Source organism: Flavobacterium sp. YO64 (genome assembly GCF_004119505.1).
In the GTDB taxonomy this organism is placed as follows: domain Bacteria; phylum Bacteroidota; class Bacteroidia; order Flavobacteriales; family Flavobacteriaceae; genus Flavobacterium; species Flavobacterium oncorhynchi.
The window spans coordinates 163,633-181,985 of sequence record NZ_NRQV01000003.1 but is presented as its reverse complement, the minus strand read 5'-3'; the positions used below and the strand labels follow the sequence as shown (position 1 = coordinate 181,985).

Genomic DNA, 18,353 nt, shown 5'->3' with positions numbered 1-18,353 from the left:
CTTGATACTTATTTCATATTACTTAAAACTTATACAAAATGAAACTTACATTAAAAATATGGCGTCAAAAAAACGCCCAAGATAAAGGAGGGATTGTAGAATATCCTATTGATGGAATCGAACCAGATATGTCTTTCCTTGAAATGCTTGATGTTCTTAACGAACAATTAATCAATAAAGGAGAAGAGCCAGTTGCATTTGACCACGATTGTCGTGAGGGAATCTGTGGAATGTGTTCTTTATTCATCAACGGAGAAGCGCACGGACCAGACAGAGGTGTTACAACTTGTCAGTTACACATGCGTATGTTTAAAGATGGTGATACGATTTTTATTGAGCCATTTAGAGCAAAAGCTTTCCCGGTAATTAAAGATTTAGTGGTTGACAGAAGTTCTTTTGACAGAATTCAACACGCAGGAGGATTTATCTCTGTAAATACTTCAGGAAATACTATTGACGCAAATACAATTCCAATTAACAAACACGATGCAGATAAATCATTTGATGCTGCTGCTTGTATTGGTTGCGGTGCTTGTGTTGCAACTTGTAAAAACTCTTCAGCAATGTTGTTCGTTTCTGCAAAAGTGTCTCAATATGCTTTATTACCGCAAGGTAAAGTTGAGGCGGTTGACCGTGTATTAAACATGGTTCACCAAATGGATTTAGAAGGTTTTGGTAACTGTACAAATACAGGAGCTTGTGAAATCGAATGTCCAAAAGGAATTTCACTTGAAAATATTGCACGTATGAACCGTGAGTATTTAGCAGCAAGTTTGAAAGGATAATTTAGAACGCAATTTTAGTTTATATTGAAAACGCATCCGCTTAGGCGGATGCGTTTTTTTGTGGTCTATTCGTAAAACAATTGTGAAGCACTTATTTCTTGTTTTTCTTTTCCTTCCTGTTGTATAAAACAGTTTAAAGTTGTTCCTCCAATTTGGTCAAAATAACTGATGTTTATTTTATGAAATCCTTTTTCGAGTTTTACAGCTCCATAAGCTTCATTTAGCCAATGGATACCGTCATTATCGACAATTAGTTCATCATCTATAAAAAGCTTCGATCCGTCGTCTGAAAGCGTTGAAAAGGTATAATTTCCTGTTTCTGGAATATAGATGTATCCGTTAAATTTTAAGCCGATATAACGCTCCAATTTCGTTTTCCATTTCTCGCTGCTGATATTACCTTCAAGAATTCCAGAATTAATAGGTTTTGCCAATTCTAAATCTTGTACCTGTTGGAATAATTTTCCTGTATAATAATCAAACTTTAAACCTTGTTTTGTTGGTTTTATAGAGAGAGCAGTTTTTAAATCAGGATTCTTGACTATTATTTTATTAATAGAACTTTTTCTTCCGCTTGGACTTATTTGAACAGTTTTTATGGTTCTATATTCTCCTTTTGAAATGTTTATCGTTACAGGCTTTTCGTAAAGTGCTGCGGTTTCATCTGGATTATAACCGTCAATTGTATAAAAAATCTGCCCGTTTTTAATAGTCGGTTTTAAGTCTAAAACATATTTTGATGTGATTAACGCCGTTTCTTCTGCTCCAAATGGTACTGGAACTTTATACAATCGTTTTTGAGATTCTAGTTTTTCTAAATGATGTGGCATTCGGTTTAAAATGAAACTATTGTAGTTTTTATTTTGAGAGTTTGTCCAGGCAATTTCAGAAAAAGCAAATACTCGGGGATAAATTTGGTAGTTTAATTTGGCAGGACTCGTCAAATATTCAGACCAAAGATTAGATTGTACTCCTAAAATATATTTCTGTTCATCAATGGTTAAACTGTCAACAGGAGTTGGGTTGTAGTTGTAGATTTTTTCGACAGTTACTAGTCTTCCAACGGTAAGCGGTTCTTGTGGAGAGTAGCCTTGATTGTAATCCAGATATAAAAATTGTTCAGGATTCATAATAACAAAATGTTTTTGCTTAGCAGCGCTTATACCGCCAGATTCTCCACGCCAAGACATTACGGCTGCATTTGGAGCCAGTCCACCTTCGAGCATTTCATCCCAGCCTAAAATTTGTCTGCCGTTTGCATTTAGGAATTTCTCGATTCTAGTAGTTAAATAAGTTTGTAATTCGTGCTCGTCTTTTATGCCTAATTCTTTGATTTTTTTCTGGCAGTTCGGGCATTCTTTCCATCTTGCTTTTGGACATTCGTCTCCGCCAATATGAATGTATTTACTCGGAAACAAAGCCATAACCTCAGTTAAAACATCTTCTAAAAATGTAAAAGTTTCTTCTTTTCCGGCACAGAATATATCTTCAAAAACACCCCAGTATTCGACAACTTTATATTGACGATCAGGAAAGCAGGATAAATTAGGATACGCACTTACGGCAGCTGTTGCGTGTCCCGGCATTTCGATTTCAGGAATGATGTTAACATAATGTTCTTCGGCAAATTTTACAACGTCTTTGATTTCTTCCTGCGTGTAAAAACCTCCATATGGATTTCCATCAAAAAAATAAGGGAATCTTTCAAACTTATTTCCCACTAAAGTCTGCGCTCTTTTTGATCCTACTTCGGTTAGTTTTGGATATTTTTTTATTTCGATTCTCCAGCCTTGATCGTCAGTTAGGTGCCAGTGGAAATTATTTAATTTATAATAAGACATCTGTGCTATAAAATCTTTTATAACATCAACGCTAAAAAAGTGACGGCAGACATCTAAATGTAATCCGCGATACGTATATCTTGGTTCATCCTCGATAGTTACGCAAGGAAGTTTTATTTCCTGATTTTTTAGTTGATTTGGAAGCAGCTGCAGTAAACTTTGAACAGCATAGAACAATCCTTCTTCGTTTCCTGTAACTGTTATTTTTTTTGAAGTTATATTGATTTTGTAAGCTTCTTTTTTTTCAGACGTACTTGGAGTTTGAGCAATAAACAGAACTTCAATATTGCTTTTTTTATTGGGCATATTAGAGTTTACGACCGATTCATAAATAGAAGCTGTTCTTTTTTCTTTGGTGCTGAATTTGTTGTCTTTAAAAATGACTTTTATCAATCCGTTAATTCGAATACTGTCTCCTGTAGCTTTGTAAAAGTTTGGTTCTGGGATTATTGTATTGTTGTTGGATGGGTTTTGAGCATTTCCGAAGAAACAGCAAAACATTAAAAATAAAAAGATACTTTTTTGCATGGTTGTTTTCTTGATTTACAAAACAAATTTAGAGTTTATGAAATGCTTTTTGCAAAAAAAATGCAAAACTAAAATTTGTTTAAATGTCTTTGTAATAGGCTAATTAACTTTTTGGTTGCTTTCTGTTATAATTTGTTTCGCAATAATATTGCATTTATTGTTTACCTTTGTTTTTATAAATATGAATTTGCATGAATAATGATAATGAGTTGGTAAATTACACGAAGGAAGAACGTAAAAATCTTATTTTAAAAGAGATAAATCTGCATACCCGTGTAAGTTTTGAAACACTATCGGTTAAATTGTTTGTTTCGGAAGATACTGTTAGACGCGATGTTAATGAACTTGAATCTGAATCGTTATTGATAAAAGTGAAAGGCGGTGCAATGACAAAAGCGTATCATCATTCTTCATCAAATCAAGTTTATGCGGGCGAGTCTAAACAAATTATTGCACAAAAAACAATAGGGTTGCTTCGCGATGGAATGGTTTTGTTATTAGGAGGCGGTACAACAATTAGAGAGTTTATCCGATTGATTCCTGACTACTTAAACTTGACCATTTTTACTGTTACTGTTTTGTCTGCAGTTGAACTTCTAGACAAACCTAATGTTAAAATTATAATGATTGGCGGCAGTATTTCATCTTACAGCCAAATGTGTGTGAGCGGCGATGTCTATACTCAATTGGCTAATATTAAAGTTGATTTGTTAATATTAGGTACAAATGCTTTAGACGTCGAAGGTGGTTTCTCAGATTCTGACTGGGAAACAGTTCAGGTAAAAAAAGCAATGATTCAAGCCTCTGAAAAAACAGCGATTCTTACTATTTCTGAAAAATTAGATACGGTGCTAAAAATGAAAATTGCCAACTTATCTGAGGTAGATTACGTTGTTACAGAAGTTGATCCTAACGACGAAAAATTACAAGCGTATAAGAAGGCAGTTCCAAGTTTAGTTTTTGTTTAATCCCAATTTTTCATTAAAAAATTAATCCAGTTCTGATGAAAGATTTTGTCTAAATCTGCATCAGAATATCCATTGTTTTTAAAGATCAAGACCAATTTTTGTAAATCGGCTATTGTATTTAAATCATGCGGAGATTGTTCTGTTCCAAAAGCACCGTCCAAATCTGAACCTACGCCAATGTGATTTGCGTTTCCAGCCAATTGACAAATGTGATCCATGTGTCTAAAAACGGTTTCTAAATTGCAATTCATTTCTAAAGGCATCGAAATACCTCTCTGCCAATTCGGAACCAGCATCCATGCATCTAAAGCACCTCCAATAACTGCTCCTCTAGAAATTAAAGCTTTAACCATTTCATCGCTGTATTGACGATTGTGATCAACCAAACTTCGGCAGTTATTATGACTTGCCCAAACTGGACCATTGTAATGATCTAAAGCTTGCCAGAAAGCATCGTCGCACAAATGAGTTGCGTCCAAAATAATGTTTAAACGTTCCATTTCTTTCAATAAATCAAGACCATTTTGATTCATTTTTCCCGTTGCATCCGTTCCGTTTGCATATCTGCCTGGCCCATAATGTGCTGGCCCAATAGCACGTAATCCGTAATTATATGCTTTTTCTAAATAAGAAATGTCAATAATAGAATCAGCGCCTTCTAAACTCAAAATATATCCAATAGGTTTTTTGTCATTTGGAGTGCCGTCATTCCACAAATCAATTTGTTTTTGAAGCGATTTTTTATCTGTTATTTGTGTCATTTCTCCCGCTTCTTCCATAGTTTTGTACCAAGTAAGCTGTCCTTGCGTTTGTGCCCAAGCTTGTTCAGGAGAATTCCAACCCGGAATAATACTGTCAGGTTTTACAAATCTTGCAATTTGAGTAGCAACCACGATTCCGATGTTTCCTTTTCGTAAGTCTGGAAATGAAACCGTTGCGCGTTCACGATCGGGTTTATCTGTCATTCCTTTTTCTAAATGACGCAAAGTGGTAACATCATTTCGTAAATCTCTATTCCATTCCATTGCATTCATGCTCAGGTCTAAATGGGCGTCTATTATAAACATATTTGTATGGACTTAGTTTTATATATTAATTGTTCTGCTTCTTGCGGCAACCTGCCATTGGTCGCAAATACGATTTTCTTTATTTATTACCTGAACAGTATCATATAAGGCGCAGGTTGGACAAACATGATATGGAAGAGCATAAATCGTATCGCCAATTTTATAATCATTTTGGCCTTTGTTTTCTATAATCAAATGTTCTTCTGAATGTGAAACAGGAATTAAATCTTCATCATTTAGGATTATTACTCTTTTATCAATTGGGTTTTCTGAAGAAACTGCTTTATATCCAATATCAATGCAAAAGGTTGATGCTGTAGGTTTTGAAATAATTGTTCCAACTATAACCAGAGCAGGTTTAAATAATTGCTCGGGTAAATTGGTTTGATAATTAGCATCCCAAAAAACAAAAGTACCAGGACTGCATTCTACATTTTCCTGAAGGGCATAAAATGGGAATGTATTTGATCCGCCGGCAACAATTTTTAATTCGTAATTTAGATTTTGTTGTAGTTTTTCGATTTCATCGACGATTTTCGTAAAGGCTTCTTGAGCTTCTTCTTTTCGCTGTTCGATACTGCCTTTCAAATGACCATCATAAATATGAATACCAGCTAGATTGATATTTTTTAACTGAATAATTTTTTTAGCTAAAGCGCTCCAGTTTTCAGAAACAGCGATTCCTGTTCTGTTCATTCCTGTATTTAAATCTAGATAAATGGTGAGATTTAAATTGTGTTCTAAAGCGGTTTCATTTAATGTTTTTGCAGATTCTAAATTGTCGACAATGGTAGAAAAATGAACTTCGGGATATTTTTGAATAAGTGAAATCCATCGGTCAACTTTAAGTCCAACTGGCTGGTAGGCAAGAAGTACATCGGGAATTTGATGTATAGAAGCAAGTTCTGCCTCTGCTATTGTAGCGCATTTTACTTTCTTGATATTGTAAATTTTAAACAACTCTAGAATTTCGCCTATTTTATGTGTTTTGATATGAGGACGCAGTTTTTGAGTGTCTCCTTTTACCAAACTGATCAGATATTCAATATTACAGCGGAGACGATCTTCGTACACTGCTAGATATGGGGTATCAAGTTGAGTTTCGGAATTAATTTTCCACCATTTTTTTTGCATAATCTAGTTTCTTATTTTTTCGATCACTTCAATTAAATTTTGAAATGCTTCGAGTGATTGATCATAAGTTAAATGCTGCAGCATTTCTTTTGAGAATAAATTTGAACCAATTCCAACACACACAACACCAGATTTAAACCAAGATTTTAAATTACTTTCTTCTAAAGTTACGCCTCCAGTGGGCATTATTTTTAAGTTTGGAAATGGTGCTTTTATTGCTTTTACATATCCTGATCCTCCAATTTTATCAGCAGGAAATAGTTTTACAATTTCGGCTCCTTGTTTGTTGGCATAAAGTATTTCGTTTAATGTAGCTGCTCCTGGAATCCAGTAAATGTTGTTTTTAATACAGTAATTGCCAATTTCTAAATCAGTGTGGGGACATACAATACAGTCGGCGCCTAGTTTATGGTAGGTCTCTGCATCTTCAATAGTCAAAATAGAGCCAACAGCTATTTTAATGTTTAAATTGTTTGCCTTTTTAAAGTTTATCATTTGGCTGAAAACTTCTTTAGAGTCATTTGAACGCGCAGCAAACTCAATAATTTTAATGCCAGCATCAGCAGCTGATCGCAATATTATTTGGGCAGTTTCGATGTCGATTTGGGTTACTAACGGAAGTACACCTTGCGTTTTTAAAATGCTGTACATATTCTTATTTTATCTATTAATTCTGTTACTTGAGCCATTTTTAATAAAATGACTTATTTCGGTAATGTTGCTTATTGCGAAATCTCCGTGTATACTTTGTTTGATTACGCCGCAAGCTGTTGCCCATTCGATGCATTCTTGTCCAGATAATTTATTGGATAATCCGTATAATAATCCCGCATTGAAAGCGTCTCCAGAACCAATTTGGTCTGTTACAACATGTATTTTGTGTTCTTGAGTTTGGTAAAAATTGCCTTCATGAATCAATAATCCTTTGTACAGATGCGCCTGACCTTCAGATTTTCTAAAACTCATTGCCAATGTTTTTAAGTAGGGCATTTTTTCTTTTAGCAGCTCAAATGTTTTTTGAAATCGGTTTTCATCAGATTCATTTTTATCCGTTTTGATTCCGAAATAAATTTCAATAGCATCTAAATCGGCTACTGTAATTGTGCTGTATTGAAGTAAATCGGGCATAACTTCAGAAGGATGTTTTCCGTATTGCCATAATTTCGAGCGATAATTAAAATCAGAAGAAATAGGAAGTCCTTTTTTATGTGCGGTAAGAACTGCTTCTTTACAGGCTAAACCAGCTTCATTAGAAACTCCTGGACTTATTCCAGACCAGTGAAAATGAGTAACATCTTCTAAAACCTTATTCCAATCAATTTGATCTTTCTGAATGGTTGCAAAAGAGGAATTGCTTCGGTCGTAAATTACCTGAGATTGTCTGATTTGATTTCCAGATTCAACAAAATATAAGCCTAAACGTTCTCCGCCGTAAACACATTTTGAAGTGTTAACATTGTATTTTTGAAGTTCGTTTACGGCTAATTGTGCCAGATCATTTTGTGGCAGTCGGGTAATATAGTCAGTTTGAATTCCGAGTTGAGAAAGTAAAACACAAACATTTGCTTCAGCGCCGCCTACGTGAATTTTTATTTCATTGGCTTGCGTAAATCGGTTTCCATCAGCAACATTCATTCGGAGTAACAACTCTCCAAAAGTTGCAATTCTAGTTTGTGAGGTAATTGTATTCATGGTTTTTGTTTTTTTGCCACTGATTGCACAGATTAAAAGGATTTATAAATTGTGTCTTTAGATTTTTGTTCGCCACGAATTTCACGAATTAGCACGAATTATTTTTTACGCAGCGAATTAGTGAAAATTAGTGAAATTCGTGGCTAACAAAAAAATAATCCTTTTTAATCTGTGGCATATCTTTTTTTAATATAATTCGAAAACAGCTTCAACTTCTACAGGAATATTGTCTGGTAAAGAACCCATTCCTACGGCACTTCTTACTCCAATTCCGTTTTCTTGTCCCCAAACTTCCGCAAACAACTCACTGCAGCCGTTTATTACATAAGGATGTCTTAAAAAATCGCCATTGCAATTCACCATTCCAAGTACTTTTATGACTCTTTTTACTTTGTTTAGGCTTCCAAAATTGGTTACAATTGTAGAAAGCATAGTTAGTCCGACTTGTCTTGCTGCTAATTTTCCTTCTTCGATATCCATATCATCGCCAATTCGGCCAATGATTAAGGATTTGTCATCTCTAACAGGGCCGTGACCTGAAAGGTATAAATATTTACCATCAACTAAATAGGGTTTGTAAATACCCAAAGGCTGAGGTGCTGGCGGTAAAGACAAACCAAGAGTGTCAAATTTTTCTTGAGGTAATAAATTCATGATATTAATGTATTATAGAGTTTAAAATAAAAACGAAAATGATTCCTAAAACAGATACTAATGATTCCATGACTGTCCATGATTTGAAAGTATCTTTCAGGCTGATATTAAAATATTCCTTGAACATCCAAAAACTTGGATCGTTTACATGCGAGCACATCAAACTTCCTGCGCCTACTGATAAAACCAGTAAGTTTGGATCTAAGCCATTAAGCTGCAGTAAAGGCAATAAAACGCTGGCAGTCATTAATCCGGCAGCGGTTGCAGAGCCCACACAAACACGAATTATCGCAGCCATTATCCAAGCCAATAAATACGGATGAATGTTTATTTGTGTTAAAGCAGCGACAATAGTGTCGTTTACACCGCTTACAATCATAACTTCTTTTAAACTTCCGGCACCGCCTACGATTAAAACGATCAAAGCAACATCTTTAATGGCAATGGCATAATCATCCATAACAGAAACAAGACTTCGGTTCATTCTAATTCCCAGGGTATAGGTGCAAAGAAGTAAAGAAATCAGCATAATCATGCTTGGCTCTCCTATTGTTTTGCAAATGTTTATTAGATTTTCATTTGTTGAAATTAATGGCAGTAAAGAAGTAACTGTTAATCCGAAAACAGGAAATAAAGCAGAAAATAAACTAAGAGAAAAGCTTGGAAGTTTGCCTTGATTGGCAACTTCTTCAACATTTATAATTTCGTGATCCGATTCGGTTTTGATGTTTTTAAGTAAATTAGAAAACAATAAACCCGCAATAAAAATAGTCGGAATCGCTATTATTATTCCGTAAATCAAAACCAGTCCAATATCGGCATTTAAAATACTGCTTAACGCCATTGGAGAAGGATGTGGGGGCAAAAAACCGTGTGCTACTGAAAGCGACGCAAGCATAGGGATTCCCAGATATACTTTTGACAATTTAAATTGATGGGCTACTGAAAAGATTAGAGGTACTAACAAAACAAATCCAACACTATAAAATAGAGGTATCCCAACAATAAAACCTGTAATCATTAAGCCTAAACGTACGTATTTTTTGCCTGTCCATCCCATAACTGTTTTGGCAATAACATTGGCCGCTCCTGATGAAACGGTTAGTTTTCCAATACAGGTTCCAAACACAATAATTAATGTGATTGAACCCAGCATTTCGCCTAAACCTTTTTGTACTGTTTGTGACAATGTGTTTATTGGCAGGCCTAAAAATAGACCTGCTAATAAAGCTGTTATTATAAAAGCAATAAACGGATTGATTTTAAACCAAGCAATTTGAATGATTAAAAATGCAATGCATGCCGTAAGAATTAAAATGCTCATTTATGAATTGTGTTTTTATTTATCCCACCAGATTTTTGTTGTAAAAGTATCTGCTCCTTGTCGCTTAACCGCTTCTGCTAAGTTAATCGAATTCACTGAATATTCGCCTGTTGGGTATTTTATACGTCTTGGAATTGTACCATTTGTAACGTTTCCTGGATAGTTTACAGGAACCAAAACAGGGTATCCTGTTCTTCTCCAGTTGGCATAAATTTCCTGTTCATCAACAAACAAAGCAACATAAATTTGAGTGTGAATCTGATTCATCTTTACGTCAAATGATCCTGAAGCATTATACGGATTTGCAGTTAAGTAAGGTGTTGCGTCTGCAATTGCATACGAGCTGCCATAAATTCCCATGTTTGCGAAAGATGCTTTTACGCCTTTTTCATATAAATCTTTATCCGTTTCACTCGTATACCAGCCTCTTGCAGCAGCTTCTGCTAAATACAAGTTTGTTTCGGCATTGCTTATAAGTACAAGCGGCGCATCGTATTTTAAAATGGTATTTTGATTTGGTTCAGAATAAGTTTGTTGTTCTTCTGGTGATGGAGCCGTTTTTATTCCGTTAGGAAAACCTTTTTGTACCGCAGCACTTGTATTTTGTACAGTTCCCTGCCATACTCCAGAGTAAACACTAATTCTAGGATCGGCAGTGTTTTTTAGTAAATCAATAAATGTTTTAGCCAGCTTACCGCCTTCACGGTTTGTTTTTCCATACGATCCAGCTGAATAATCTTCACTTCTAGAATCAAAACCAACTGGATTTCGGTTAAAGTTGTTTGGCCCCTCTTTATATGTCATAATTGCGTTGTCGCCGCCATTTAAAATTACTCCGCCGGCAATCGCTTTGGTTACCCATGTTTTAGATAAAGCAGGATCAACTTTAGATAATCTTAATCCTAAGCGAAGCATTAATGAATAAGAGAATTTTTTCCATTTTGCAACATCTCCAGCGTAAATAAAATCGGCCTTGCCAAAACTTGGTTTAGCAGGATCTAATGCAATAGCAGCTTCGTCAAGTTCTTTCAACAAATCTTTGTATATGAATTCTTGTGAATCGTATTTTGGAAGAAAAACATTTGCACTATTTGCTTTTGCTGCTTCTGTATACGGAACGTCTCCATACAAATCGGTAATTTTATGATACAAGAAGGCTTTCCAGATTCTAGCAATATTAAGTTTATTACTGTCGTTCGGATTGCTTTTTACAGTGTTAATTACAATTTCTGTTTCGTTTAATGCCGTAGGGTAGGCTTGATTGAAATACGCCGAGTAATACACTTCATTATTTAAGTATTTGTCTCCAACACCCGAAGCTTCTTTGTAAGTAGCATAATGCTGTAACATTCCGCCGCATTGCAGTATGTTGGTGAAAAAATAGTTGTTTGCCAAGCCGTCCAGCTGTGCTCTGCTGAAAATGAAATTCGGATTTGGTTTTTCAACGGCATTTGGGTTGGAATTGATTTCTTCAAAATCTTCCGTACAGGCTGTCATGCTTCCTAAAAGGATACCTGCTATATATAAAAGGGTTATCTTTTTCATGTCTTTTAATTTAAAAATTAGAGATAAAATGAGTTTAAAATTTGATATTTAAACTTAAACCGAAACTTCTGGTTTTTGGCACTCCAAATTGTTCTACACCTTGTGCATTTCCTGCGCTGAATACAGATTCAGGATCTACGTTTGGCGTTTTCTTGTAAAGAATAAACAAGTTTCTTGCAATAAATGAGATCGAAGCTCCTTGAAGTTTTGATAAACCTCTTATTTTATCAACTGGTAATGTATAGCCTAATATTATTTGACGTAATTTTATAAAGCTTGCATCATAGATAAATGTTGATGAAATACTTTTTAAACCATCATAGTAATATCTCAAGTTTTCTGGAGCGATTACCATATCAACAGGATTTCCGTTTGTGTCAACACCTTTAATAGGCAATCCGTTTTCACGACCTTCAAGAGTCAATTTAGTTAATCCCATACGCGTTCCGTACAAATCAGTTCCAGAGTATAAGCTTCCGCCGAATTTACCATCAATTAAAAAGCTGAATGATACGTTTTTGTATTTGAATTCGTTCGTAATACCAGCTGTCCAAGGATGTACACCTTCTCCTAATATTTCAAGTGGTCCTCTTGCAATTGCAGCCGAACCTCCGCTTAAAGTATATACCGTATTTCCGTTTGCATCTTTAAGCGGTCTGTATCCTTTTATTGTGCTGTAAGGATGTCCAACATCGCTTGTAATAGTTGCATAACCGTTTACAGAAGTTGCCATCGTTATAGAGTTTAGTCCATCTGTAAGTGCTTCAACTTTGTTCTCATTGTAAGAACCGTTGAAACTTGCATCCCATGAAAAATTACGAGAGTTAATTATTTTACCGCTTAGCAAAAATTCAATCCCTTTATTTCTCATTTTTCCAAGGTTTAATAAAGCACTGTTTGCTCCTGAACCCGTTGAAATTGTAGTCTCGACAATGTCGTTTGTAGTTGAACGATTGTACCATGCAAAATCTAGATTTAAGCGATTGTTGAAAAAACCTAAATCAGTTCCAACCTCAATTGTTGTTGAAGTTAAAGGGCTTAAAGTTGAATTTGGAACTCTGTTGCTTGTAGGTGTTTGCAGCTGTTCGCCATTATGTCCGCCTTGAACCATTGAGTAAGATTGGTTTAATGCATAAGGATCTGGTGTTGCTCCTCCTACTTGAGCCCATGAACTTCTAAGTTTTGCAAATGAAATAAATTCAGGCATTTTTACAATGTCAGAAACTATAATACTTGTTCCAACTGATGGATAAAATACAGAGTTATTGTCTGGTGAAAGTGTCGAGAACCAATCTTGACGACCTGTAAAGTTTAAAAACACAACATTTTTATAATCTAAATCTACAGCGCCATAAACAGAGTTTGTTTTTGTTTTTCCGTAAGGATAGCTGTATGTAATTGTACCTAAGTTGCTTAGTGCATAAAAATCATCCAATACAAAACCAGAACCTTCAATTCTTGTTTCATCTCTCAAAGTAGTACGAGAGTTTACACCCACTAATGCATTTAAAGAGAAATTGTTGTAAATGTTTTTCTTAGTATAATTAAGAATAGCTTCAGAATTCAAATTAGACAATTTCATTTTTGAACCTTGTGCATATCCAACAGGATTGTTTAAAGTTGTTTTTGGGATGTATCCAAAGAAATCATAGTTTGTAAAATCTTGACCAATTCTACCTTGAAGGAATAATTCAGGAGTGAAGTTCAGTTTTACATTCAACATACCTATAAAACGGTTTTTAGTATCGTTGTTTTTTATTTTATTGACAACAAAATAAGGGTTCGTAGCAATTGCAACTGGGTTCCAAGCTTCTTCAATACCATTTTCATCATAACCTGGAGCAAGATTTCTAATGTCAACCGTGTTGGCAATCATATAAGTTCCCCAGTTAGGGTTTGCCTCAGCATCTGAAACCGTAACTCTATTGTTGTTTTTTTCTAAATTGTATTGCGCTACCACATCAAATTTTAACCAATCCGTTAAGTTTACATTGCTCGCAATATTTACGCTTTTACGGTTAAAACCAGAGTTTGGCACAACAGATTGATTGTCCATATTAGAAAATGAAAGACGTCCTGTTGCTTTTTCAGTTCCGCCGGATAAAGCTATCGAATTGATAAAAGTTGTTCCCGTTTCGTAGAAATTCTTGATGTTATTTTTTTGAGGGCTGTATGGTCTTTTTACTCCGTCAAATTGAATAACGTCAGTTCCGTCCATTTTTGCTCCCCAAGACCAGCGGCCATAATTTATTGCTTCTGCCTTAGTAGTTGGTTTTTTATTGGCATCTCCAGAACCATATTCGTATTGCCAATCTGGTATGATTGAAGGCGTTTCAAAAGTAAAAGAAGTATTGTATTCAACTCCAATTCCTTTTTGAATCGAACCTCTTTTTGTCTGAATCAAGATGACACCATTTGCAGCATTTGCACCGTATAATGCCGCTGCCGTTCCACCTTTAAGAACCGTAATAGTTTTAATATCGTCAGGATTTATAACAGCAGTTCCGTCACCTCGGTCAACATTTATTCTGGTTTGTCCCGCACCATTTCCAATTCCAGGTAAATTAAGCTGCGTATTGTCAATAGGCAAGTCGTTTACCACATACATCGGCTGGTTGTTTCCGTTTAAGGAACCATTTCCTCTAATAACAACCCTTGTTGAACCGTTTGGTCCCGTTGCAGTGCTGCTTACGTTTACACCGGCAATTTTTCCAACTAAAGCATTCGAAATATTGGTTTCTTTAGCCTTTGTAAATTCAGTTCCTTTTAATTCAGTTACCGCATAAGCAACGGCTTTACTGCTTTTTTTAACCCCTAATGCGGTTACTAAAACCTGATCTAAAACATTTTCTGCAGGTTTTAAACGTATAACTAAATCTTTAGCTGCATTTAATTCATATTCTAAAGTTGTGTAACCCATGTAAGAAACGATAATATGAGTTTCGTTTTCTGGCACATTTAATTTGAATTTTCCTGTTTCATCAGTAATAGATGCGTTTTTTTTATTGCCTTTAGCATAAATTGTTGCACCTGCAATTGGCATTCCATCATCCTGACCAATTACTTGGCCTGAAATTTCAACCTGACTGCTTTGTTGCTCAAAAAGATGTTTTTTAATTGCAGTCTCTTTCGCGTTTGCTGAGAAGATTATCCCCCCAATAAACACTAATGAAATTAACTTTGTTTTCATAATTTTTTGGTTTTCACGTTTTTTTTTGGTTTTTATTGGCGATCAAATATATATATTTATTTTTCACATTTGCATTTTTTTTGCAAGAAATGCATTTTTTTTGCATATTTTTTTCCTGATGTATTTTTGTTTTCCAAAAAAAGTGCAGTTTTAAAAGGCTGTTTGAGAAAATTTTGCAACGAAGACTTTTTTAGAAGGAAATCTTTTTTAGCTGAAAATTCGTATTTTTGAGATATGAAAACAGCACTAATTCAATCCGATCTTTATTGGGAAAATGCTTCTGAAAACAGAAAACGCTTTGAAGCGAAAATAAACTCGCTCGATTCTGAAGTAAATCTTATTGTTCTTCCAGAAATGTTTTCGACTGGTTTTACAATGAATCCTTCTGCAGTTGCCGAAACGATGCAGGGAGAAACTGTGTTGTGGATGAAAGCTATGGCGAAAGCTAAAAGCAGTGCAGTTGTGGGAAGTTTAGTTATTGTTGAAAATGAAAAGTATTATAACCGAATGCTGTTTGTTTTTCCGTCAGGTGAAATTCAGTTTTACGACAAACGACATTTGTTTACGTTAGCTGGTGAAGATGAATTTTATACAGCAGGAACTCAAAAAGTAATTGTTGATTATCTCGATTGGAAAATTTGTCTGCAGGTTTGTTATGATTTGAGATTTCCAGTGTTTGTTCGAAATGTCGAGAATTATGATTTGCTTTTGTATGTTGCCAATTGGCCAAAAGTACGCACAAATGCTTGGGACACTTTGCTAAAAGCACGTGCCATCGAAAATTTAAGTTATGTAGTTGGAGTGAACAGAATTGGGCTTGATGCCAATAATTTTGAGCATATTGGACATTCGCAAGTAATAGATTTTTTAGGAAATTATATTTTAGAACCGCAGGAAACAGAAGATGTTTTTATTCTTGAACTAGATAAAAATACAATGCTGGAAGCTCGAAAAAAGTTTGCTTTTTTAAACGATAAAGACAGTTTTAAAATCAATCTTGATTAAGAATGCACGTTCAGAATTAAAAACTGTGTTGCAAACGGTGGCTTTTGATCGCCTTACTTCTGAATAACTCTTCTGTTTTTACTGGAAAATGGGTTTTTCATTTTTTTAGAATAATTTTTAAATTTAAAATAAACAATCTTAAGTAATCTAGGATCAACAAGAAAAACTGTGGAGCTGGAAAAATTAAGCATAACACTTCGCAGGTAACTCCGCAAAGATTTTCTATTCATAATATTAAAAATATAGCCCGTGGTTTCAACCACGGGTACACAATCATAATCCGTATCCCTGTGGTTGAAACCACAGGTTATGTTTATCTAGATAGTGAATTTTCGGTTAAAAGTCCGCTTACTTCTGAATTTGCTTAAGAAACAAGATGTTTTTAATTGGAACCAACAACCGTAATTTCTTCTTTTGGATTTTTACAGCGAACAAGAATCTTTTTATATTCCCATTCTGAACCCATTTTTTTAGCCGTAATATCTAATTTTCCCTTGCTTTTTGTGCCTTTAATTCTGATCGATAATACAACCGAAGTATTGTTGTCCGTATAAATCGTGTTACCTTCTAGAATTGCTAATTTGTCGATTGGCTGAATTTCTCCAACAGTTTCTAAAACTCTTTTGTTTGAATTGGCTTTTTCTATTGCCTTTTCATACAATGCAGTATCATTATATGCCTGAGCAAAATCCATTATGTTTTCGTCCGAGCTTGAGAGTAAATAGCCAGAGATTAGAACCAATGAAAGAACTAAAGGAATAATCCATTTCCAGTTTGATTGAAACCAGTTTTTACTTTCGATTAATTCATTATCCATTTTTTATCCGATTGAATTAAGAATTAAAAAGCTTTCCGTTTTTTCTCTTCCTTCTTTCTCTTTAAATCATCGTCTTTTTTCTCGACTTCAGGATTATAAGGAATATTTAAATCGATAGATTGATCAACATCCCAATTCGATCGAACATCTACACCTTTTTGATAATAAAACACCTCTTCAGCATACGTTTTGTTTAAGAAACTACCCGTGTCGTACATCTTGTTTTTATTATCATCATAGATAACTCTAACCGTAAATTCTTCTGGAAGCAGTAAGTTGAATTCAATTTTTGTATTGCCTTCAGAATATTCAGAAGCATATACATTATCGCCTTTTTTATTGGTGATTTCAACAATTATAGGAAAGCGTTTTACGTTTTGTAAATTCAAAACCAGATTGCCGTAATCTTCAAATTCCTTTGTAGTTAACTTATACGATAATGTATCGTTTGTTTTGTCATAGAAATCAGTTAACGCGCCCGGGAAAAATGTAAAATTATATTTTTGCAAAGGCTCTTTCTTGAAATCAACGTACAGTTTCTGTTCAAACTCGTCGTATTCTGTAGTAAAATCAATTGCAGTGGAATCTTTATTGACCAGTCTAATTTTTGTTTTGTCAAATTTTACCAGCGGCGTTTCAGTTTCTAACGTAAATTTTTCTCTAAAATTAAGCACACCGTTTTGAACCGCTTTAATATTTAAAGTGTCTTTTTTCTGATCCTTAACCTTAAAAGTGAATTTTTTATTGTACTTGTCATTACTCACTTCCAACGACAATGAATCAGCTTTTAAAGGTTTGTACCAAACTTGCAGCGAATCTTTTTTAGGAAATTGTGTTACTATAGTTTCCAGAATCTGTCCATTGTTTTTGAGTACAATTTTTGGCTTTGAATTTTTAAAATTCTGTGTTCCTTCATACGGAAGAAGCAGTCTGTTTCCAGAAGCTTGAATTGGTTTAAAAGCCTTTAATGGCAATGTTTCCTTAAATAATTCTAACTCAAAAATAGTATCATTTGGTACCGTAATAAAATGTTTTATAAATCCAATTTTATCGTCTTTTGGATTAAATTTATTATTGCTTCCTTTATCCTTTAGGGCAACTAATAAGTATTTTCCAGCTTTTAAATTTTCAAATTTAAAAGTTCTCATACTGTCTAAAGTATTGGTAATGTATCGCGGAAATTCTTTGTAAATAACAGAATCTTTGTATTTGTCGTTTGCTTCATAAAGCATCACCGAAACAAAATTATCTACATTTTTTGCGTAAGCATCTTTAATTTTTCCGCCAAGAGTAAGCGAATCGATATAAGCGCCGGTTGAAAAAATGTATTTAAACTGGTTCAGCGGATTTCCTTCGTTATTATCAGTAATACTTTGTCCAAAATTTAAGCTGTAAGTAGTATTGGGCTGTAAAGTATCTCTAAGTTTTATTTTTAAAAATTTACTCACACCAACAGGCGTAATCTGCGGCTCATATTTCATTGGAGGAGAAATAATAAGCTGTTTGTTGAGGTTTTTTAATTTAACATATTCATCAAATACCAGTGTAATCTCGTTTCCCTGAAAATCTGTAGTTAAGTTTTTAGGAGTGCTGGATATTAAAATAGGAGCCAGAGTATCCTTTAATCCGCCAGTAATATTGCCTCTTTTGGCGCAGCTCACCATTAATAATACCAGTAAAAATGAAATATATTTGAGTTTGCTTTTAAACATAGCGGTCTTTAAATTTGATTGCACAAAATAACAATTATATTTGCTTTAATTGAAATTTTTTGGCCATTTATTAGGATTTAGCATCGTAGAT

General features: G+C 34.5%; 14 protein-coding genes. 3 read left to right on the top strand and 11 right to left on the bottom strand.

What is annotated here, in order from left to right; translation table 11 throughout:
- The first annotated feature begins 38 nt into the window (after nucleotides 1-38).
- On the top strand, nucleotides 39-785 hold the full coding sequence (locus BOW57_RS03430) for a succinate dehydrogenase/fumarate reductase iron-sulfur subunit (RefSeq protein ID WP_089054678.1): 747 nt from the start codon (nucleotides 39-41) through the stop codon (nucleotides 783-785).
- A 65-nt stretch (nucleotides 786-850) separates the two neighbouring features.
- On the opposite strand, the gene BOW57_RS03425 is transcribed toward BOW57_RS03430, so the two are convergent.
- Complete coding sequence (locus tag BOW57_RS03425) at nucleotides 851-3,154, bottom strand: family 20 glycosylhydrolase (protein WP_129053044.1); 2,304 nt, start codon at nucleotides 3,152-3,154, stop codon at nucleotides 851-853.
- Nucleotides 3,155-3,345: 191 nt separating this feature from the next.
- Here BOW57_RS03425 and BOW57_RS03420 point away from each other — a divergent pair, with 191 nt between their 5' ends.
- Nucleotides 3,346-4,122, top strand: a complete 777-nt coding sequence (locus BOW57_RS03420) for a DeoR/GlpR family DNA-binding transcription regulator (protein ID WP_089054680.1) — start codon at nucleotides 3,346-3,348, stop codon at nucleotides 4,120-4,122.
- Here BOW57_RS03420 and BOW57_RS03415 read toward each other — a convergent pair.
- From BOW57_RS03415 to BOW57_RS03380, 8 genes are all read right to left on the bottom strand, one after another.
- Nucleotides 4,119-5,189, bottom strand: a complete 1,071-nt coding sequence (locus BOW57_RS03415; RefSeq protein WP_129053043.1) for a dipeptidase — start codon at nucleotides 5,187-5,189, stop codon at nucleotides 4,119-4,121. The two genes, BOW57_RS03420 and BOW57_RS03415, sit on opposite strands and share 4 nt — an antisense overlap.
- 18 nt (nucleotides 5,190-5,207) lie before the next feature.
- The gene (locus BOW57_RS03410; protein WP_129053042.1) at nucleotides 5,208-6,323 is read right to left on the bottom strand and encodes a D-TA family PLP-dependent enzyme; all 1,116 of its coding nucleotides are present in this window, start codon (nucleotides 6,321-6,323) and stop codon (nucleotides 5,208-5,210) included.
- 3 nt (nucleotides 6,324-6,326) lie between these two features.
- On the bottom strand, nucleotides 6,327-6,974 hold the full coding sequence (locus tag BOW57_RS03405; protein ID WP_089054683.1) for a bifunctional 4-hydroxy-2-oxoglutarate aldolase/2-dehydro-3-deoxy-phosphogluconate aldolase: 648 nt from the start codon (nucleotides 6,972-6,974) through the stop codon (nucleotides 6,327-6,329).
- 9 nt (nucleotides 6,975-6,983) lie between these two features.
- On the bottom strand, nucleotides 6,984-8,015 hold the full coding sequence (locus BOW57_RS03400; RefSeq protein ID WP_129053041.1) for a sugar kinase: 1,032 nt from the start codon (nucleotides 8,013-8,015) through the stop codon (nucleotides 6,984-6,986).
- 186 nt (nucleotides 8,016-8,201) lie between these two features.
- On the bottom strand, nucleotides 8,202-8,669 hold the full coding sequence (locus tag BOW57_RS03395) for a RidA family protein (RefSeq protein ID WP_089054685.1): 468 nt from the start codon (nucleotides 8,667-8,669) through the stop codon (nucleotides 8,202-8,204).
- Between the two features lie 4 nt (nucleotides 8,670-8,673).
- Entirely contained in the window at nucleotides 8,674-9,993 is a 1,320-nt protein-coding gene (locus BOW57_RS03390) for a GntP family permease (protein WP_129053040.1), read from the bottom strand.
- 15 nt (nucleotides 9,994-10,008) lie between these two features.
- Nucleotides 10,009-11,538 carry a SusD/RagB family nutrient-binding outer membrane lipoprotein gene (locus BOW57_RS03385; protein WP_129025158.1) on the bottom strand — a complete coding sequence of 510 codons (1,530 nt, stop codon included), beginning with the start codon at nucleotides 11,536-11,538 and terminating at the stop codon, nucleotides 10,009-10,011.
- A 34-nt stretch (nucleotides 11,539-11,572) separates the two neighbouring features.
- The gene (locus BOW57_RS03380; protein ID WP_129053039.1) at nucleotides 11,573-14,728 is read right to left on the bottom strand and encodes a SusC/RagA family TonB-linked outer membrane protein; all 3,156 of its coding nucleotides are present in this window, start codon (nucleotides 14,726-14,728) and stop codon (nucleotides 11,573-11,575) included.
- Between the two features lie 234 nt (nucleotides 14,729-14,962).
- Here BOW57_RS03380 and BOW57_RS03375 point away from each other — a divergent pair, with 234 nt between their 5' ends.
- A complete protein-coding gene (locus BOW57_RS03375; protein ID WP_129053038.1) occupies nucleotides 14,963-15,733 on the top strand; it encodes a nitrilase family protein in 771 nt (256 codons plus the stop codon).
- A gap of 382 nt (nucleotides 15,734-16,115) precedes the next feature.
- Here the strand turns inward: BOW57_RS03375 and BOW57_RS03370 are convergent, their stop codons facing one another.
- Together BOW57_RS03370 and BOW57_RS03365 are read right to left on the bottom strand one after the other, a co-directional pair.
- Nucleotides 16,116-16,550 (bottom strand): cytochrome c oxidase assembly factor Coa1 family protein, encoded by a 435-nt coding sequence (locus BOW57_RS03370; protein WP_129053037.1) that lies wholly within the window; start codon nucleotides 16,548-16,550, stop codon nucleotides 16,116-16,118.
- A gap of 23 nt (nucleotides 16,551-16,573) precedes the next feature.
- Nucleotides 16,574-18,262 carry an Ig-like domain-containing protein gene (locus BOW57_RS03365; RefSeq protein ID WP_089054691.1) on the bottom strand — a complete coding sequence of 563 codons (1,689 nt, stop codon included), beginning with the start codon at nucleotides 18,260-18,262 and terminating at the stop codon, nucleotides 16,574-16,576.
- Nucleotides 18,263-18,353 lie beyond the last annotated feature (91 nt).

Coding starts and splice junctions, on each gene's coding strand:
- BOW57_RS03375 (WP_129053038.1), top strand. CDS start 14,963: ATGAAAACAGCACTAATTCAATCCGATCTTTATTGGGAAAATGCTTCT.
- BOW57_RS03430 (WP_089054678.1), top strand. CDS start 39: ATGAAACTTACATTAAAAATATGGCGTCAAAAAAACGCCCAAGATAAA.
- BOW57_RS03405 (WP_089054683.1), bottom strand. CDS start 6,974: ATGTACAGCATTTTAAAAACGCAAGGTGTACTTCCGTTAGTAACCCAA.
- BOW57_RS03370 (WP_129053037.1), bottom strand. CDS start 16,550: ATGGATAATGAATTAATCGAAAGTAAAAACTGGTTTCAATCAAACTGG.
- BOW57_RS03420 (WP_089054680.1), top strand. CDS start 3,346: ATGAATAATGATAATGAGTTGGTAAATTACACGAAGGAAGAACGTAAA.
- BOW57_RS03390 (WP_129053040.1), bottom strand. CDS start 9,993: ATGAGCATTTTAATTCTTACGGCATGCATTGCATTTTTAATCATTCAA.
- BOW57_RS03425 (WP_129053044.1), bottom strand. CDS start 3,154: ATGCAAAAAAGTATCTTTTTATTTTTAATGTTTTGCTGTTTCTTCGGA.
- BOW57_RS03410 (WP_129053042.1), bottom strand. CDS start 6,323: ATGCAAAAAAAATGGTGGAAAATTAATTCCGAAACTCAACTTGATACC.
- BOW57_RS03380 (WP_129053039.1), bottom strand. CDS start 14,728: ATGAAAACAAAGTTAATTTCATTAGTGTTTATTGGGGGGATAATCTTC.
- BOW57_RS03385 (WP_129025158.1), bottom strand. CDS start 11,538: ATGAAAAAGATAACCCTTTTATATATAGCAGGTATCCTTTTAGGAAGC.
- BOW57_RS03415 (WP_129053043.1), bottom strand. CDS start 5,189: ATGTTTATAATAGACGCCCATTTAGACCTGAGCATGAATGCAATGGAA.
- BOW57_RS03400 (WP_129053041.1), bottom strand. CDS start 8,015: ATGAATACAATTACCTCACAAACTAGAATTGCAACTTTTGGAGAGTTG.
- BOW57_RS03365 (WP_089054691.1), bottom strand. CDS start 18,262: ATGTTTAAAAGCAAACTCAAATATATTTCATTTTTACTGGTATTATTA.
- BOW57_RS03395 (WP_089054685.1), bottom strand. CDS start 8,669: ATGAATTTATTACCTCAAGAAAAATTTGACACTCTTGGTTTGTCTTTA.